This is a genomic window from Pseudomonas sp. MM213 (genome assembly GCF_020423045.1).
In the GTDB taxonomy this organism is placed as follows: Bacteria; Pseudomonadota; Gammaproteobacteria; order Pseudomonadales; family Pseudomonadaceae; genus Aquipseudomonas; species Aquipseudomonas migulae.
Window position 1 is genome coordinate 5,883,305 of sequence record NZ_CP081943.1, and the last position, 17,782, is coordinate 5,901,086.

Genomic DNA, 17,782 nt, shown 5'->3' on the forward strand with positions numbered 1-17,782 from the left:
TGCTTCTCACCACTCATCAGGCCGAGCGTTAGCTCGCCTTCCGCTTTTGATCTTGAGGTACACGCCCCCTCGAGAGGCCGAGTGGAGGTTCTGCGCAGTGGGCAACCCGGCATGGATGCCGGGTTAGCCGCCCCCGGCCAGGGATGGCCGATGGCGGCGGGCCCACGGAGCAGGACCGGAGCGAGGGTATGCCGAGCCACAGCGAGGCACCGAACGAAAGGGGCAAGAGCCCTTGGTTACTTGGGGCTCTTCCAAGTGACTCGCCGTAAGGGCGAAACCAATAGCCGCCCTCACCGAAGAACCGGATATTCACCCAATCCCAATCCCAATCCACCACCAAAACCCAGGCCATACACAAACCTGTCATCTACCCCATGCATGCTCTACCCACCAGAGACGCCGACGCGCCTGCACCTGGAATCCAGAACTTTCTTCTCGGGCCAATGGTCACTTAATGTGAACACGCCCCAGGCACTTTGTTTTCGGACTATTGAGTGGTGATCGAGATGGAAAGTATCAATCTATTGCTCGGTGAGGCTCTGAGCCCGTACCAGGTAACGTTGACCCCCTCGGGCGCTCACGGCGAATGCCTGGTGACACTGAAGGGCACGACCGGCGCCATCGTGGTCGAGCGGGAGTTCAATCAGGCCCAACTGACCGACAAACGTCTGCTCACGGATGTGGTCGACGGCTTGCATCGCGATCTGATGATTGCCGAAGGACGCCTGGAACCCTGCGTTATCGCGGCATTGCGCAATGCTGCACAGGACAAGGTCGTGGCCAGCCGTAATTGAATTGTCTTTTGTGGGAACCTTCCCGGGCCAAGGTAAGTCAGAGCATGTAACAGCAGGATCAAGCATTGTGCTCCGGTGCTTGTAGTCGTGCTGCCACTGGTCTTTTTTTAGACCACGTTTAACCCCGAGATGTCTCCCCACTTCTCGGGGTTTCTTTTTGCCCGCGATTTGTCATTCCAGCGCCTGTTGCTCGAAATACTTCCTGGATTCTTCCAGATAGGCATCGCGACTTTCCGGGTCGAGCCACGCGGCGTACGCCTCGCTCAAGCGATCGTGGGGCATTTTGCGCAGCAATTGATTGATCTCGACAATCGCCTGCCGGCCTTTGGGCGTGTCGGTGCAGCCGATGTAACCGGACAAGAATTTCTCGGCGCCGCGAATCGGGTAGAACTGCAATTCATCCTCGGCGATCCCTTGCTGTTGGGCCTGATAGCGGATTTCCGGGCGGTAGCCCAACAGCAGCCGCAAGCGCCCCAGGCGTTGCATCTGCAACAGGCTGCCCAAGGCGTCGTTGCCGTAGTGCGGGGTCAGCGAGTCAGGTGGTGCCTGTTTGAGCAGCGCGTCGAGGTAATCACCGTAGTTACGCTCGGCGATAATGCCCAATTTCTCGCCGCCGCTCGCCAGGAAGGCCGCCAGGTCCAGTTCACCGTCCTGGATGAAGGGGGCAAGCGTCTCACGGTCAACGCGCCTTACGGCCACGCCGTTACTCATGGCCCGAAACACCGGAATGGAAAACGCGATCCAGCGTTCGCGTTCCTTGCTCCGGTTCAGCGCCGCATCGCAGGTAAGGGACGGCTCGTGGAGCATTTGCAAGGCGCGAGCACGGTTGACTCGCATCAAGGTGTGTTCGTATTGCGGCATGCCGGCGATCAACAGCGGCAACAGTTGGTCGATGACGCCCAGGCCCTTTTTCGGTCCTTCGAAAATCGTCAGCGGTGGCAGATCCCGCAACAGCCAGATCATGGTTTCCTTGGGCTGCGCCATCGCCGACGAGGTCGGACCGATGAGCAAGGCTGTCGCCGCGAGCGCGCACATCACCCTCCTGCCGTGCGACAGGCAGTCTGTGATGAGCAGCGAAAGCAGGCGTTTCAGCTTAGATGGCCCCGTCTTCACGCAGCTTTGCGATCTGTTCCTTGTCGTAGCCAAGATCGTTGAGTACCTGCGCATTGTGTTCGCCCAACTGCGGCCCGACCCATTGCGAACTGCCGGGTGTCTCTGAGAGTTTCGGCACAATTCCCGGCATCTTGAAATCTTTGCCGTCCGGCAGCTTAGCCTTCAGGAACATTTCCCGAGCCAGGTACTGCGGATCACTGAACATGTCTTCGGCGCTGAAGATCCGGCTGGCGGGGACATCAGCCTGATTCAACTGCTCGATGACGGTGTCCAGCGGCAGCGCATTGACCCAGCGATCAATCACCCCATAAATCTCGTCGCGACGGCTGTCACGCCCGTCATTGCTGGCCAGCGCCGGGTCGTTGGCCAGGTCTTCACGGCCGATGATCAGCATGAATCGTTTGAAAATCGCATCGCCATTGGCGCCGATCTGCACATGTTTGCCGTCAGCGCTGGTGTGGATCGAGGAGGGCGTGATGCCGGGCATGATGTTGCCGGTGCGTTCGCGAATGAAGCCGAACACGTCGAACTCCGGGACCATGCTTTCCATCATGGCGAAGATCGCTTCGTACAGCGCCACATCCACCACTTGGCCCAGGCCTCCATTGACCTCGCGATGACGCAAAGCCATCAGCGCACCGATCACGCCCCAGAGCGCCGCAATCGAGTCGCCGATGGAAATCCCGGTGCGTACCGGCGGTCGGTCCTCAAACCCGGTGATGTAGCGCAGGCCGCCCATGGATTCACCGACCGCACCAAAACCTGGTTGATCCTTCATCGGCCCGGTCTGGCCGAAACCCGAAAGGCGCACCATCACCAGTTTTGGATTCAGTGCGTGCAAGACGTCCCAACCCAGACCGAGTTTTTCCAGCACGCCGGGGCGAAAATTCTCGATGAGGATGTCCGCTTCACTGAGCAGCTTTTTCAGGATTGCCAGGCCGTCCGGGTGTTTCAGGTTCAAGGTCAGGGACTTCTTGTTGCGTGCCTGAACGAACCACCACAGCGACGTGCCTTCATACAACTTGCGCCATTTGCGCAACGGATCACCACCGTCGGGGGATTCGATCTTGATGACGTCGGCACCGAATTCGCCGCAAATGCGCGAGGCAAACGGCCCGGCGATCAACGTGCCCAATTCGATGACTTTCAGACCTGAGAGGGGTTTGGCAGTGAACGGCATGCTGGATCCTGTAGGACAAAGGCTTGGCTGATAGAGCGTTTTAGCACAGCCCGCCGTCAGTCGCTCAAGGTTGATGGCCGCGAAGCCTGCCGCATCGGTTAGACTTGCCGCCTTTCCACGTATCAAGAAGCCCGTTCATGGCCCAGCCGTCCACGACCTACAAGTTTGAACTGAACCTTACCGACCTCGACCGCAGCGTTTACGAGACGGTGAAGCAGACCATCGCCCGTCACCCTTCGGAAACCGAAGAGCGCATGACCGTGCGGCTGCTGGCCTACGCCTTCTGGTACAACGAGCAGCTGTCGTTTGGCCGTGGTCTGTCAGACGTGGATGAACCCGCCCTGTGGGAAAAAAGCCTGGATGATCGCGTCCTGCACTGGATCGAAGTCGGTCAGCCCGACGCCGACCGCCTGACGTGGTGCTCGCGTCGCACCGAACGCACCAGCCTGCTGGCCTATGGCAGCTTGCGCGTCTGGGAAACCAAAGTGATCCCGGCGATCAAGAACCTGAAAAACGTGCACATCGCTGCTGTGCCGCAGGAAGTCCTCGAAACCCTGGCCAAAGACATGCCGCGCGTTATCAAGTGGGACGTGATGATCAGCGAAGGGACGATTTTCGTCACCGACGACCGTGGTCAGCACGAAGTCCAGTTGCAGTGGCTGAGCGGCGAACGCGGCTGATTTTTCGCCACGTCATCCGGTTTTATCCTACGTATTCAAGAGAAGTACCTGTCACCCCATGCGCATCGAACCTCGCCTGTTGCCCGACACCCTGCCATTCCTCGGTGACCTGCCGCCGCTGCTGACCCGTCTGTACGCGGCGCGGGGCGTGGTTTCAGAGGCTGAACTGGACAAGAGCCTGGCGCGGCTGATTCCGTTCCAGCAGCTCAAGGGCATCGATGCCGCGGTGGATTTGCTGGTGACCGCGCTGGAGCAGCGTCAGCGGATTCTGATCGTCGGCGACTTCGACGCCGACGGCGCGACGGCCAGTACCGTGGGCATGTTGGGCTTGCGCTTGCTGGGCGCGGCTCACGTTGATTATCTGGTGCCGAACCGATTTGAGTATGGCTACGGCCTTACGCCTGAAATCGTTGAGGTGGCGCTGACCCGCACGCCGCAGCTGCTGATCACCGTGGACAACGGCATCTCCAGCGTTGAAGGCGTGGCCGCGGCGAAAAAGGCTGGCCTCAACGTGCTGGTCACCGACCACCACTTGCCGGGCGATGAATTGCCGCTGGCCGATGCCATCGTCAATCCCAACCAGCCAGGCTGTGGTTTTCCGAGCAAGGCACTCGCCGGCGTCGGGGTGATCTTCTACGTGCTGATGGCCCTGCGCGCGCGCCTGCGCAGCCTCGGCTGGTACGAGAGCAGGCCGCAGCCGAACATCGGCGAATTGCTGGACCTGGTGGCCCTCGGCAGCGTCGCTGACGTGGTGCCACTGGACGCCAACAACCGGATTCTCGTCCACCAAGGCCTGGAGCGAATCCGCGCCGGACGTGCGCGGCCGGGGATCAAGGCGATCCTCGAAGTGGCGAAGCGTGATCATGCGCGTATCACGTCCACGGATCTTGGGTTCATTGTCGGCCCGCGCCTGAACGCGGCGGGGCGACTGGATGACATGAGCCTGGGCATCGAATGCCTGCTCACCGAAGACGCCGGGCTCGCTCGGGAAATGGCTATCCAACTGGACGGCATGAACCAGGATCGCAAATCCATCGAGCAGGGCATGCAGCGCGAGGCGCTGGCCCAGCTCAAGGATTTGCCGGTGGAATCGATGCCGTTCGGCCTGTGCCTGTTCGATCCCGAGTGGCACCAGGGTGTCATCGGCATCCTCGCCTCGCGTATGAAAGAGCGCTATTTCCGTCCGACCATCGCCTTTGCCGATGCAGGCGATGGCATGCTCAAGGGCTCGGGGCGTTCGGTGCAGGGCTTCCATATTCGCGACGCATTGAGCGTGGTGGCGGCTCAGCACCCAAATTTGATCAGCAAGTACGGTGGCCACGCCATGGCGGCAGGCTTGACCTTGCCGGAAGCGAATTTTCCGCTGTTCGCCGAAGCCTTTGACGCTGAAGTGCGTAGGCAATTGCGCGAAGAAGACCTGACCGGGCGACTGCTGTCGGACGGGACTTTGGCCGTCGAAGAATTTCACCTCGAGCTGGCGCGTGCGTTGCGGCATGCCGGTCCTTGGGGGCAACACTTCCCGGAGCCGTTGTTCCATGGCGTATTCCAGTTGGTCGAACAGCGGGTTGTTGGCGAACGGCACCTCAAAGTTGTGCTGAAAAGCGAATGCGGTTCGGTGAAACTGGACGGCATCGCGTTTGGAATCGACCGCGATATCTGGCCGAACCCGACCATCAAATGGGTGGAACTGGCCTACAAACTCGACCTTAACGAGTTTCGCGGGAATGAGACGGTTCAACTGATGATTGCTCACATAGAACCGCGTTGACGCTATCGCTGTAGGAGCGAGGCTTGCCCGCGAAGGCGATGTCCCTCACGACGAATCTCTCGGAACCCTCCCTCAACCGTCAATGTCGACTAGGCTCTAAGCACTGCTTGATTTTCCTTGTGACGTCTTGTCGAATTTTTTGCCCGCGGGGGCGGGTGCTGCACCTTTTTCCTGTCACTCGTCGACTTTCAAACAGAACCCTGGAGCCTGCCCACTGATTCGAGAGGTGCCCCATGAGTCTGCTGCTTGAACCCTATACCCTTCGCCAATTGACCCTGCTCAACCGCATCGCGGTGTCACCGATGTGCCAGTATTCGAGTGTCGATGGCCTGGCCAATGACTGGCACCTGGTCCATCTCGGTAGCCGTGCTGTCGGCGGGGCCGGTCTGGTTTTTACTGAAGCCACGGCGGTGACCGCCGATGGACGCATCACCGCCGAAGACCTCGGCTTGTGGAATGACGAACAGATCGAACCCCTGCAACGCATCACGCGTTTCATCGCCGCCCAAGGCGCTGTCGCCGGTATTCAACTGGCCCACGCCGGGCGCAAGGCCAGCACCCATCGGCCGTGGATCGGCAAGCACGGTAGCGTCAAACCTGAAGATGGCGGCTGGACGCCGGTCGGTCCTTCGCCCATTGCGTTCGACCCACAGCACACACCACCGAAGCAGCTGAATGAGAGTGAAATTGCCGAGGTCATCCAGGCGTTCGTTGATTCAGCGAAACGGGCGCTGATCGCCGGTTTCAAAGTCGTCGAAGTTCACGCGGCTCATGGTTACCTGTTGCATCAATTTCTATCGCCCTTGAGCAATCAGCGACGCGATCAATACGGTAGTTCGTTCGAGAATCGAATTAGGTTGGTGCTGCAAGTCACCGAAGCGGTGCGTGCGGTGTGGCCTGAGGAATTGCCGGTGTTCGTACGGGTCTCGGCCACCGATTGGGTGGAAGACGGCTGGAATCCGGATGAAACCGTTGAACTGGCGCGTCGCCTCAAAGATTTGGGCGTGGACCTGATCGATGTGTCGTCGGGCGGCACGGCGGTCAACGCGGAAATTCCTACAGGCCCCGGTTATCAAACCCGCTTCGCCGAACGAGTGCGCAAGGAGTCAGGCATCGCCACCGGCACCGTAGGAATGATCACCGAGCCAGCCCAGGCCGAGCACATTCTGCGCACCTGTCAGGCGGACATTATCTTCCTCGCCCGTGAGCTGCTGCGCGACCCGTACTGGCCATTGCATGCGGATGATGATTTGGGTGGACACAAGGCCATCTGGCCAGCGCAGTATCAACGCGCGACGCATCGGGATCAGCCGATTCATGAGTCGGATTTGCGTGACTGAGTAGCGTTGTGAAAACAAAAAGCCCCGATCGATGTGATCGGGGCTTTTGTTTGTCTGAGGGATATTCATTGACTGTGCTGCAGTCTTCGCCCTCAGGTGTACTTACGCTTCTCCGGCGCCGGCGGGAAATACTGATACAACCAGGTCTCGCTCAACGTCCGGTCATTGGTGCGAATAAACAACCGCAGCTCCACCGGGGCCACACTGTCATTGGTCGGGAACCAGTCAAAGGTAATCCGGTAGCCCTTGATGTCATCCAGCACCAGCACGTTGAAATCCTTGACCTGGCCGTTGGAGCACGTCACCACCGGTTCAATGCCCGTACCTTGCGGCAAGCGATCCAGCCCGCCGCCGGTGAAGTCCACCGCAAACCGGCGCGCCCAGACTGGCGGGTAATGCTCGCCCGGGGCCCAACCTTCAGTGAAGCCGCCCATGCCCGAACGGGTTGCGTTGACCCGCGCCAGCGGCGTGCCGACCGGCGGCAAAGCGCTCCAGTACAGCTTGTAGCCGTAGTTCAGGGAATCACCGGCAGCGACCGGTTTCTTCGGGGTCCAGAACGCGACGATGTTATCCAGGGTTTCGCCGGTTGTAGGAATTTCCAACAGATCGATAGAGCCTTCGCCCCATGCGGTTGTAGGTTCTACCCACAGGCTCGGCCGCTTGCTGTACCAGTCGACGGTGTCCTGATAACTGGCGAACTCGTGGTCGGTCTGCACCAGGCCGAAACCTTTCGGGTCGGTGTCGGCGAAGGCATTGAATTGCAGGGTCGCCGGGTTGTTCAGCGGACGGCAGATCCACTCGCCGTTGCCACGCCACATCGCCAGGCGATCCGAATCGTGGATCTGCGGGTGGATGGTGTCGCACATGCGCCGCTCGTGGGTGCCGCAGCTGAACATGCTGGTCATCGGTGCGATGCCCAGTTGTTCGATGGCGGCACGCGCATTGATGTGGGCGTCGACGGCCATGACGACCTGACTGGCCTGGCAATCGATATCGAAACGGTAGGCACCGGTGGCACTCGGCGAGTCCAGCAGGGCGTAGACCACGAAACGGGTGCTGTCCTTGTCCGGGGTTTCGAACCAGAACTTGGTGAAGTCGGGGAATTCTTCGCGCTTCTTGGCGTAGGTATCGACCGCCAGACCGCGCGCCGACAGGCCGTATTGGCCAGTGGCGTCTACCGCACGGAAATAACTGGCGCCGAGGAAAGACAGCACGTCGTGCCGGTCCAGTTCCGGGGCCTTGAACAGCTTGAATCCGGAGAAACCCAGGTCGCCCGTGAGCTGCTTGGTATCGACCGTGGTTTTTTCATAGTTGAACAGCGAAGGGCGGAAATGCACCTCCCGCGCCTGACGTGTCTTGGGGTCGACGCTGTACATGCGCACCGGCTGCTTGAAACCCATGCCGACGTGGAAAAACTGCACGTCCAGCTGACCTTTCAAATCCTTCCACAGCGAATGATTGCCGTCGTAGCGGATCGCGTTGAAATTTTGTGGGGTCATGGTCGCCAGGGTCGGCGGCAGCACCTGCTTGGTGTCCTGATAGCGGTTGCCGGCAAGCTGCTTGGCCTGGATTTTCAGGGCTTCGAAATCGAACGCCTGTGCCTCGCCGTCAGCCGTGCCATTTCCGGCCCAGGCCCGCGCAGCCAACAGGCCGGAGGCGGACAAACCGGTGTAGGCAGCGATGGCCATGGACGCTTTGAGCAAATTCCTGCGGTGCATAAGTACAACCTGTCGTGAACAATCCCGCGCCGTTCCTGGCACGTGCTGGATCAGAAATGGAGGTTCGGACATGCCTTCGGCCAAACGCAACGGACTTTAAACAGATGCCAAATAGCTTAAACCGTTCGGTGGCAGAGCAAAAATGATTGATGGCGTGGCAGTGGCACCGCTATGAAACAAGACATTTCCGGTAAACGTTTCCCACAGAGATTTCTGATTTATGCGGCATTTCTGCTTTTTTTGACTAATTACTCTAAAAACAGCTTTTCAGCGCCAATTTACTTCCTATTCTATGGGCATAACCGGTTTCTGCCCTCAGGCCGGTGGGATTCAGTTGGCACGAGGTGACCGCTGAAAAAGGGTAGGGCGATGCGGTTTTTGCAGTTTTCTTTTTGACGTAGAGAGGGACATCGTCCATGTCGAAAGTACAAGGCATCACTGAAATGTTGGGGATCTTTCCGTGCCTGGGTATGGGGCGGCGAAGGCGTCGGCTTAACTCCGAGGAGTTGAAGCTGGTGGAGCGGTATCGCGAGTTGTCGGAGAACGACCGGATTGCGATGCGGTATCTGGTGGATGCGATGCGCAGTGTTTCGCGGTTTTGAGTAAGAAGCCGAGGGGCGGACTGTGAAGTCTGCCCCTTTTTCATGTGCGCCCGGCATGGGCGCAATCTTGCGGGTGCCGATCAACCGCTGAGGCTTTCGATCAGGCTTTCGAGCGCTTCAGTGATATTTTCATCCTGCGCCAGTTGCGCTGCTGCAGTCACTCTGACTTGACGTGCCAAGCGGTATTCACTGGGCGTGCAGTTTGCGAACTGCTTGAAGGCACGAGCGAAGTAGGACGGATCCTTGAAGCCGGCCTCATAGCCGATGCTGGTAATAGGCATCTGGCTGTTGTCGAGCAGCTCTTTGGCGAAGTTCATGCGCTTGTTCAAGATGTAATCCGTGAAGCCAAGTCCATTGGCTTCCTTGAACAGGCGGCTGAAGCGAAATGTCGTCATGCCGCAGCGCTGCGCCAAATCCCTTTGATCGATGCTGTCTCGAAAGTGCTGTTCGATGTACAGCATGACATTGCTCAGCGCCTGGTGTTTTTGGTGCCCTGAGGTCAGCCGGATGCTGTCCGGCAGGGTTGGGGAGTGGTCGATCAGCATCGTCTTGCGCAGGTCGGTCACATTTCGGCGCAGCTCGCAGAGCTGAACTACAGCAGTCAGGTAACGACTCTTCTCTGTGAGCGAGAGCGGGAGCACCATGTATTCCCAGACGCTGGAACGCATGGCCCAGACGGCCAGTTCCTCTGAGTGTTGCACGGTGAACATGGTGATCGGGATGCCCGGTGTGCTGCGTTTGATCTCCAGCAACAGCCTCAAGCCTGGTGTGTCGGGGCGATCGAAATGCATGCAGATCATGTCCGCCTGTTCCCCGATGGGCAGCGCGGAGTTTTTCGCCAGTTTGCAGTCGCAGGTACCCTCGAACTGTGCGATGAGTTCTTTCGTGGATCGATCATGAGTCAGATCGAACCATAGGAGCGATGGCCTTTTGGTCAAATTGGACGTCATGTCTCTACTCGGCAGGTCTGATTGACTCTCTACTCGCTAGTATTGCCAATACGCCATCACTTTGCAGATTGAATCCTTATAAAAACGACGAATTACAGATCTGTTCGATCTATGTGTTTCCTGGAAGGCTGCCCGGGCCGAGTGTTTGCGGGTGTGTTGTCGACGAACCCGGGTTTAACCACTTGTCGCTTCTGAATCAATGGCAATTGCCGTTGCGTTTCAATGCCTTGTTTACCCCTCTCGCGACTTCTGCAAAGGCCAATGAACCGTATCCGGCCGCTGCGCAAAAAAGTCCTAACGATGTGCAAAATCCTCCTAACGCCTATGCCTGCTTACTGACTAGGGTTGCATCAGGCAGCACAGAAAGTTCTGCCTCAGAAACACAACATTTGAGTGAGGTGGCCAAAATGATCATGCAAACAATCAAGGCTTCGGTAGTGAAGTTCGCCAAAGACGAAGACGGTCTGACCATTGTGGAATACGCGGTGGCCGGCGGATTAATCACGGTAGCTGTTGCCGCAATGTTCACTCTTTTGGGTGGCGCGGTGAACACCAGAATCACAGCGCTGTGCGCTGCGGTCAAAGGCGCTGCCTGCTGATGACAGTAACCCACTGTGGTGGGGCGCGGTGATATCCACGGAGCAGCCGGTTTTGCAGTTTCTCTGATCGACCGGCAACTCAATGAACTTCGCGCAGACCCCGCCAATGTATTTTCTGAGTCGTATGACCGCTGAAACGAGGTACAAAAAAATGGATATGCAAACAATCAGAACTTCAATCACCAAGTTCGCCAAAGATGAAGATGGCCTGACCATTGTGGAGTACGCGGTAGCCGGTGGCTTAATTACGGTAGCTGTTGCCGCAATGTTTATTCTTTTGGGTGGCGCCGTGAACACCAGGATCACAGCACTGTGCGCTGCGGTCAAAGGTGCCGCCTGCTGATGACAACCACTCGTTGTGGTGGGGGCGCGGTGATATCCATAGAGCAACCAGTTTTACAGTTCCTCTGATAGACCGGGCAACTCAATAGACTTCACGCTGTCCCCGCCAACGTACTTTCTGATCCATATCACGGCTGAAGCGAGGTATACAAAAATGAACCTGCTAACAATCAGAACTTCAATCACAAAGTTCGCCAAAGATGAAGATGGCCTGACAATTGTGGAATACGCCGTGGCCGGTGGATTAGTGACGGTAGCGGTTGCCGCAATGTTTATTCTTTTGGGTGCCGAGGTGAACACCAGGATTACAGCACTTTGCGCAGCGGTCAAAGGTGCTGCCTGCTAACGAAAATCCCGGTTAGGGGGGGACGCGCCATGTCCATGGAATTGTTGGTAATGACTGTTTTACTGCTAGGACTATTGGGCGTGGCGGTGGTGAGCGATCTGCGTCGCCACCGCATTCCCAACATGCTGGTCCTGTTGGGCCTTGCCCTGGGACTGGGCGGTCAAATGTATTTAGGTGGCGTCAGCGGGTTGGGTGACAGCCTGTTGGGCATCCTGGTCTGTTTTGCACTGTTTCTGCCGATGTACGCCTTGGGTGGCATGGCCGCCGGCGACGTCAAGTTAATGGCCATGGTCGGCAGCTTTTTACCCTTCCATTTTGCATTGTGGGCTGCCTTGTTCAGCCTGATAGCCGGTGGCGTGTGCGGTTTTTTGATTGTGCTGTATCGCGGCCAGCTGCTTCAGACCCTGGGACGTTATTGGTTGATTCTGAAGGCGCAGGCCTATCTGGCGCCAACTTCAGATGAAGTAGCCAGCAAGCCTTTCCCTTATTCGATTGCAATATTGATAGGCACTTTAATCAGCGTCTACTGGCAACTGGTTGCCGGTGGATTCGGAGGCTAGTCATGCACATCATTGTCGATAGTGATGCCTACCCCAGCGCTCGGGGCGCGGTGCAACGACTGGCTCCCCAGCCGTGCACAATCCGCGAAACTGGACTGACAGACAGTTTCCTCGGTGAGTTGGTATGCAAGCACTTGTATGACGCTGGCGTGCTGGACATGCCGCGGCTGGTGGAGCGCCTGGCGCTGACCGGCGCCGTACTTGATGAAGTCCTGGCGTTTCTGCGCAAGGACGGTCGTGTCGAAGTGCTTGGCCAGTTGGGGTCGCAAACGACAAGTGGGCAAATGCTGCGTTATGGCCTGACCGAACGCGGTCGCAGCGCCGCCCGCGATGCCTTGTCCCGCAGTGGCTATATCGGTGCGGCACCCTTCCCGGTGGACACCTACCGGTCCCTGATCAAACTGCAAACCATTCACCATGGTCGCATCAACGCCAACGATATGCGCAATGCCTTTGCTGGCGTAGTGCTTACCGACAGCATGCTCGATCAGTTAGGTGTGGCGATGAACTCCGGGCGCGCCATTATGATTTATGGCCCCGCGGGTACTGGCAAGACCTACATCAGCCGTCGGTTGATCCGTCTGTTCACCGAGGCCATCTGGGTACCTCATGCCATCGTCATCAACGAGTCCGTGATCGAGATCTATGACCCGCAAGTGCATCAGCGGTTCGAAGATAACGTTCAACAGAACAATCTGATGCTCAGCGAAGGGATCGACCGTCGATTGCTGCGCTGCAAACGCCCGATCGTCGTCACTGGCGGTGAGTTGAGCATGGAGCAACTGGACGTTCGCTATGACACTAACACCCGTCAATACCAGGCTTCTTTGCAGCTCAAGGCCAGCAATGGCCTGTTCATCATCGATGACATGGGGCGTCAGCGCATGGCACCCGCCGAGCTGTTGAATCGCTGGATCGTCCCGATGGAAGAGAAGTGCGATTTCCTCAACCTGGGCGGCGGTCGGCATTGCGAGCTGCCGTTCGATCTGATTCTGGTGTTTTCCACCAACCTCAATCCCCTGGAGTTGGCCGATGAGGCCTTTCTTCGCCGGATTGGCTACAAGCTGCAATTCGGTTATCTGAAGCCTGAGGAGTACGAAAAGATCTGGCGTCAGGAAAGCGAGCGTCTGGGCGTGCCTTATGACCAGTTGCTGGTGCGTTATGTGCTGCAAAGGCTTTATGCAAGTGAAGGCATGCCTCTGGTGCCTTGCCATCCCCGCGATCTCCTGAGCATGGCGCTCGATCGTCAACGTTACATGGGCGGTTCCGGACCACTGTCACCGCAAGAGTTGGAATGGGCCTGGCACAACTACTTCGTCCAGCTCGACTTTCTTTGATACGGAGATACTGACATGAGCTCTCGTACTCTTTCCCTGATAGGCGTTTCCCTGGTCATGGGCCTTGGTGCTGCATGGATGGCCGACTCCTGGCTGAGCGCCCGGCTCAATGCCAGCCCGGATGATCACCTTCGAAGCGTAGTGGTCGCCACAGTAGAGATTCCATTCGGGCAGATGGTCGAGGCTCAGCAGGTCACGACCGTACGCATGCCCATGGATACGATCCCGGAAGACGCCTTCGACTTGAGCGAAAAGGCTGTGGGCAAGATCGCAACGTTCGACATTCTGAAGGGCGACATTGTGCGCGGTGCGCGTCTGAGTGAGCACTTGGGTGGCAGCACCCTGGCTTCGCTGATTGCGACAGACAAGCGTGCCATCTCGGTACGGGTGGACGATGTGGTCGGTGTGGGCGGGTTCCTGTTGCCGGGTAACCGGGTCGATGTACTCGCGACCAAAACCACCAGTGCCGGCAGCAATAGCGCCGTGTCCAGGACCATCCTCGAGAACTTGCGGGTATTGGCGGTGGACCAGACGGCAGGTACCGACAAGACCCAACCGGTGGTGGTGCGTGCAGTGACGCTGGAAATGACGACCGCAGAGGCTGAAACCCTGGTCACGGCGCAAACGGAAGGGAAACTGCAATTGACCTTGCGCAATCCGCTGAACTCCGAGAAAAAAATCGCGGCCGTTGCACCTGTTGCGCCTGTCGCACCGGTCATGACGGTGGCCACCGCCACGGTGCCAAAACGCGTGGTGCAACGCAGCGGCGGCGAAAGTGGTGGGGCTGTCACCGTCATCCGCGGGGTCGAAACCAAAGTAGTCAACATTCGCTGACAGGGCGTAACAGGTCCTGGACACCAGGTCTTGGCGGAGCCGATCCGCATCAGTATTGGCAAATGAGGGCTTGATGATGAATCGTCGTATTCAGCAGCCGTTCACTGCGACGCCAAGGCGCCAGAAAGGATCGGTGAGTGTATTGATGGTGATCGCGTTGGCGATGATTGGCATGGTGGCCGCACTGGCTTTGGACGGCGGGCACATGATGCTGAACAAAACGCGCTTGCAGAATGCGGTGGACGCCGCGGCCCTGAGTGGTGCCAAAACCCTGAGTCAGGTGGAAGGTGGAGTCAATATTGCCAGTACGACGCGCACTGCCGCACTCAATACGCTGACGCAAAATGCGAATGCCACGGGCAACACAGAATTGGCAACGGCAGTTGGTGGCAACGCAGCCACATTCGCGGTGGTGGAACTGGCAAGCAGTGTCTATGGGCCGTTCTCCTATCCCGGGCCAGCGAATGCCAAATACGTTCGGGTATCGGTACCGAGCTATAACCTGACCGGTTTTTTCTGGAACTTCGCCCAGGTATTCGGTTCTGGCGGTCTGGGGGCCAAAGCGGTGGCGGCAATCGCCACTGCCGGACCCAGCCCTACCAGTCCTTGTGATCTCGCACCTTTGATGGTCTGTGGCGACCCGACTCAATACAACCCTGGCGCCGGCGTGTTCTGGGGCTTCCAGTTTGGTGATTTGCAGGTATTGAAGACGGCTGCCGGCAATTCGTCGCCCATTGGTCCAGGCAATTTTCAGTTGCTCGATTTTGGTTCGGGCGGCAGTACGGTCAGGGAGGATCTGGCCGGAGGTGGCAAGGTCTGCCGCACTGTGGGGGACAACGTCCAGACCGCACCTGGCAACAAGGTCGGCCCTACCTCCCAAGGCTTGAACACACGCTTCGGCATCTACAACGGCCCGGTCAGTGCCTCGGACTATCCGCCGGACATGGTGACCGAGTCCAGCAACCCCGCGATCACTTACGACGACTCGGTCACACCGGCACAGGCGAAGTACAAAGGGAAAACCGTCACCTCGAGCAACGGCAATCTCACGGCGGGCGGCGACGCGATATTTGACTACAACGACTGGCGCACGAGCGTTGCCGGGTGTGTGGCAGGGTCTGGCAGTGGTTGTGAGAGCCATGGCGTGTTCGAGCGCCGGATGATGAAAATTGTGGTGGGCAACTGCACTGGCAAACAAGGCGGTTCAACCTCGATCCCTGTCCTCGGTTTTGGCTGCTATTACGTGGTGCAACCAATGGATGGCGGTGGCGGGGACGCTCAGATCTTCGGGCAGTTCGTGAAGGAGTGCGAAGGCGACAACGTGGCCGGCCCTACGCCGTCAACCGATTCCGGCCCACAGATCATTCAGCTCTACAAAACCTATCTCAACGGCAGCGGTACTCCGAGCACTGACTCATAGGAGGCGTCATGAGACTTCACGCGTTTAAACATCCGAAGCGCCAGCAAGGCCTGGCCATGGTGGAATTCACCCTCGTCCTGCCGGTGTTGTTGCTGCTGTTACTGAGCCTCGGTGAGATCGGCCGCATGCTCTATCAGTACAACGTATTGCTGCAGGCCAGCCGTGATGCCGACCGTTTTGTCGCAAACCACGCCTGGGACTCGACGCTGGGTGCGGTCTCTCTGAGCAATGCGCTGCAGACCCAGACGAAAAACGTTGCGGTGTATGGCGTGCCTGCCAACACCGGCACCGCTGTGTTGTCCGGGTTGACGCCTGACAACGTGGTCGTCGCCGCGGTGGGCACCGACCATGTGCGAGTCACCATCACCTATACGTTCTGCCCGGTGATTGGCAGTGGCAATTGTGCCGGCTCGATTCCGGGTTTTTTTGGCAATCAGATTGCGCTGAACATTCCCCTGGTTGCCACTACCGTGATGAGGGCACTGTGATGAATAGAAAACACATGCGCGGAATCTATACGGTGGAGTTCGCCTTCGTTGGTCTGCTGGTGTTCACGCTGTTGTTCGGCGTGTTGGAAATGGGCCGCCTGTACTTCACGGTCAACGCACTGGATGAGGCCGCGCGCCGTGGTGCGCGCCTGGCAGCCGTCTGCAATATCAGCGATCCGGTGGTGTTGCGGCGGGCAATCTTCAATGCTGCGACCGACGCAGGTACGAGCCAGCTGATCAGCAATCTGGCCACCACTAATCTGACGTTGACCTACCTGGACGCAAATGGCGCCCTGGTGGCCAACCCAGCTGACCTGGTCAGCGCAAACGGCTTTCGTGCCATCCGCTATGTCCAGTTGAGTCTGCAAAACTTCGTTTTCAATCTGTTTATTCCCGGGTTCGGCGTGCCCATTACCTTGCCTGCATTCAGGGCAACGTTGCCACGCGAAAGTCTCGGGCGTCACTCTGATTCCGGGGAGATCACACCATGCTGAATATGAAGGAAACGCCGATTGCCAGTTCGACTGGCAAAACCGGGTTGCGGTTGCTGATCAGCAGCCGTGATGCCAACTCTTTACGCGATCTGCAGAGTGTCTGTCAGCGCATGCCTGGCCTGGAGGTAAGCACTCGCCTGGTGAGCAATGGGCATGTTGACCCGCTCTACAGTCTGGACCGTATGCCCGATCTGTTGCTGTTGCGCGTCAGCCACCTGTGGCGCGAGGAATTGTCGGCACTGTTGCAACACCCGGCCCATGAGCGTCCGCCGATGTTGGTGTGTGGGCTGCTGAGCGAACAGGAAGCCATGCGCCTGGCGATGCAGGCCGGTGCCCGGGACGTGCTGCCGGAGCCCATCGCCGAGACCGAACTGGTCGCTGCCATGAATCGGCTGGTCACGGAGGTTCGGAGCGGCAGTGGGGCTGACGGAAAATTGATCGCCGTGATGAGCGCAAAGGGCGGTTCCGGCGGAACCCTGGTGGCCTGCAACCTGGCACAACAGCTCAGCATGAAAGGCGGCAGTACCCTGCTGCTGGATATGGACCTGCAATTTGGCAGCGTGACGCATTATCTGGATGTGGCGCAGACGCACAGCCATCTGGAGGTGTTGCATCAGGTCAACGGCATGGACAGCGTCGCGTTACGCGGTTTTTGCAGTCACTTCAGCCCGACCTTGCATGTGCTGGGCGGTCGGGCCGGTGAGCTGTGTTTGCCACAGGATGCCCAACCCGAGCAACTTGACACCCTGTTGCAGTTGGCCCGCGCCAGCTATGGCTGGGTGGTGGTCGACCTGCCGCGGCAAATCGATCACCTCACCGGTTCTGTGCTGGAGCAGGTGGATCGGGTGTACGTGGTGGTGCAACAGAGCGTCAGTCATCTGCGCGATGCCAGCTCTCTGGTGCGGATTCTTCGCGATGACCTGGGTGTGCGCGGGGATCAATTGCAGATCGTGGTCAACCGTTATGACAAGGCCGCAGCGATCAGCCTTAAAGATGTCGGCGAGGCGTTACGCTGCACCAATCTGTCGAAATTACCCAACGACTTCAATCTGGTCAGCCAGAGTCAGAACACTGGCGTGCCGTTGGGGCTGCATGCGCCGAGGGCAGCAATTACTACTGCACTGCGCGACATGACCGAGGACCTGGTCGGTCAGCAAGTAGCCGGCAACAAAGGCTTGTTCAAACGCGCCTTCAACCGTGTTTTCGGGGGATGAACC

The 17,782-nt window shown here is 58.3% G+C and carries 19 protein-coding genes; 15 read left to right on the top strand and 4 right to left on the bottom strand.

Translation table 11 applies throughout. The features are described from left to right. The first annotated feature begins 506 nt into the window (after positions 1-506). Complete coding sequence (locus tag K5R88_RS26705; protein WP_192228459.1) at positions 507-794, top strand: DUF3509 domain-containing protein; 288 nt, start codon at positions 507-509, stop codon at positions 792-794. Between the two features lie 171 nt (positions 795-965). On the opposite strand, the gene K5R88_RS26710 is transcribed toward K5R88_RS26705, so the two are convergent. Together K5R88_RS26710 and K5R88_RS26715 are read right to left on the bottom strand one after the other, a co-directional pair. Continuing rightward, the gene (locus K5R88_RS26710; protein ID WP_008042362.1) at positions 966-1,829 is read right to left on the bottom strand and encodes a TIGR02285 family protein; all 864 of its coding nucleotides are present in this window, start codon (positions 1,827-1,829) and stop codon (positions 966-968) included. A 58-nt stretch (positions 1,830-1,887) separates the two neighbouring features. Next, on the bottom strand, positions 1,888-3,087 hold the full coding sequence (locus K5R88_RS26715; RefSeq protein WP_008042361.1) for a CaiB/BaiF CoA transferase family protein: 1,200 nt from the start codon (positions 3,085-3,087) through the stop codon (positions 1,888-1,890). A 137-nt stretch (positions 3,088-3,224) separates the two neighbouring features. On the opposite strand from K5R88_RS26715, the gene K5R88_RS26720 reads away from it, so the two are divergent. The 3 genes from K5R88_RS26720 to K5R88_RS26730 all read left to right on the top strand — a co-directional run bounded on the left by K5R88_RS26720 (position 3,225) and on the right by K5R88_RS26730 (position 6,875). After that, on the top strand, positions 3,225-3,767 hold the full coding sequence (locus K5R88_RS26720; RefSeq protein ID WP_007944886.1) for a YaeQ family protein: 543 nt from the start codon (positions 3,225-3,227) through the stop codon (positions 3,765-3,767). Between the two features lie 58 nt (positions 3,768-3,825). Continuing rightward, positions 3,826-5,535 (top strand): single-stranded-DNA-specific exonuclease RecJ, encoded by a 1,710-nt coding sequence (recJ, locus tag K5R88_RS26725; RefSeq protein ID WP_226298675.1) that lies wholly within the window; start codon positions 3,826-3,828, stop codon positions 5,533-5,535. Positions 5,536-5,768: 233 nt separating this feature from the next. Then, complete coding sequence (locus tag K5R88_RS26730) at positions 5,769-6,875, top strand: NADH:flavin oxidoreductase/NADH oxidase (protein WP_008029680.1); 1,107 nt, start codon at positions 5,769-5,771, stop codon at positions 6,873-6,875. Positions 6,876-6,967: 92 nt separating this feature from the next. Here K5R88_RS26730 and K5R88_RS26735 read toward each other — a convergent pair whose 3' ends face one another. Next, complete coding sequence (locus tag K5R88_RS26735; protein WP_226298676.1) at positions 6,968-8,593, bottom strand: glucan biosynthesis protein D; 1,626 nt, start codon at positions 8,591-8,593, stop codon at positions 6,968-6,970. Positions 8,594-9,009: 416 nt separating this feature from the next. Here K5R88_RS26735 and K5R88_RS26740 point away from each other — a divergent pair, with 416 nt between their 5' ends. Then, on the top strand, positions 9,010-9,195 hold the full coding sequence (locus tag K5R88_RS26740; protein WP_008029684.1) for a hypothetical protein: 186 nt from the start codon (positions 9,010-9,012) through the stop codon (positions 9,193-9,195). A gap of 80 nt (positions 9,196-9,275) precedes the next feature. Here K5R88_RS26740 and K5R88_RS26745 read toward each other — a convergent pair whose 3' ends face one another. After that, complete coding sequence (locus tag K5R88_RS26745) at positions 9,276-10,145, bottom strand: response regulator transcription factor (protein WP_226298677.1); 870 nt, start codon at positions 10,143-10,145, stop codon at positions 9,276-9,278. A 407-nt stretch (positions 10,146-10,552) separates the two neighbouring features. Between K5R88_RS26745 and K5R88_RS26750 the strand changes: the two genes are divergently transcribed. The 10 genes from K5R88_RS26750 (at position 10,553) to K5R88_RS26795 (ending at position 17,779) form a co-directional block, all read left to right on the top strand. Next, positions 10,553-10,744 carry a Flp family type IVb pilin gene (locus tag K5R88_RS26750; RefSeq protein ID WP_008042358.1) on the top strand — a complete coding sequence of 64 codons (192 nt, stop codon included), beginning with the start codon at positions 10,553-10,555 and terminating at the stop codon, positions 10,742-10,744. 151 nt (positions 10,745-10,895) lie between these two features. Further along, a complete protein-coding gene (locus K5R88_RS26755) occupies positions 10,896-11,087 on the top strand; it encodes a Flp family type IVb pilin (protein WP_226298678.1) in 192 nt (63 codons plus the stop codon). Between the two features lie 153 nt (positions 11,088-11,240). After that, positions 11,241-11,432 (top strand): Flp family type IVb pilin, encoded by a 192-nt coding sequence (locus tag K5R88_RS26760; RefSeq protein ID WP_223435968.1) that lies wholly within the window; start codon positions 11,241-11,243, stop codon positions 11,430-11,432. A gap of 29 nt (positions 11,433-11,461) precedes the next feature. Then, complete coding sequence (locus K5R88_RS26765) at positions 11,462-11,992, top strand: A24 family peptidase (RefSeq protein WP_008029694.1); 531 nt, start codon at positions 11,462-11,464, stop codon at positions 11,990-11,992. Between the two features lie 2 nt (positions 11,993-11,994). Then, on the top strand, positions 11,995-13,329 hold the full coding sequence (locus tag K5R88_RS26770; RefSeq protein WP_226298679.1) for an AAA family ATPase: 1,335 nt from the start codon (positions 11,995-11,997) through the stop codon (positions 13,327-13,329). A 15-nt stretch (positions 13,330-13,344) separates the two neighbouring features. Beyond that, positions 13,345-14,163, top strand: coding sequence for a Flp pilus assembly protein CpaB (cpaB, locus tag K5R88_RS26775; RefSeq protein WP_226298680.1), 819 nt, complete (start codon positions 13,345-13,347; stop codon positions 14,161-14,163). Positions 14,164-14,236: 73 nt separating this feature from the next. Further along, positions 14,237-15,583 (top strand): TadE/TadG family type IV pilus assembly protein, encoded by a 1,347-nt coding sequence (locus tag K5R88_RS26780; RefSeq protein ID WP_226298681.1) that lies wholly within the window; start codon positions 14,237-14,239, stop codon positions 15,581-15,583. Between the two features lie 8 nt (positions 15,584-15,591). Continuing rightward, entirely contained in the window at positions 15,592-16,071 is a 480-nt protein-coding gene (locus K5R88_RS26785) for a TadE/TadG family type IV pilus assembly protein (RefSeq protein ID WP_008042353.1), read from the top strand. Further along, positions 16,071-16,565, top strand: coding sequence for a TadE family protein (locus K5R88_RS26790; protein WP_008029703.1), 495 nt, complete (start codon positions 16,071-16,073; stop codon positions 16,563-16,565). The genes K5R88_RS26785 and K5R88_RS26790 overlap by 1 nt, the downstream gene beginning before the upstream one ends. Continuing rightward, entirely contained in the window at positions 16,559-17,779 is a 1,221-nt protein-coding gene (locus K5R88_RS26795) for an AAA family ATPase (RefSeq protein ID WP_226298682.1), read from the top strand. Before K5R88_RS26790 ends, K5R88_RS26795 begins: the two co-directional genes overlap by 7 nt. Positions 17,780-17,782: the final 3 nt, after the last annotated feature.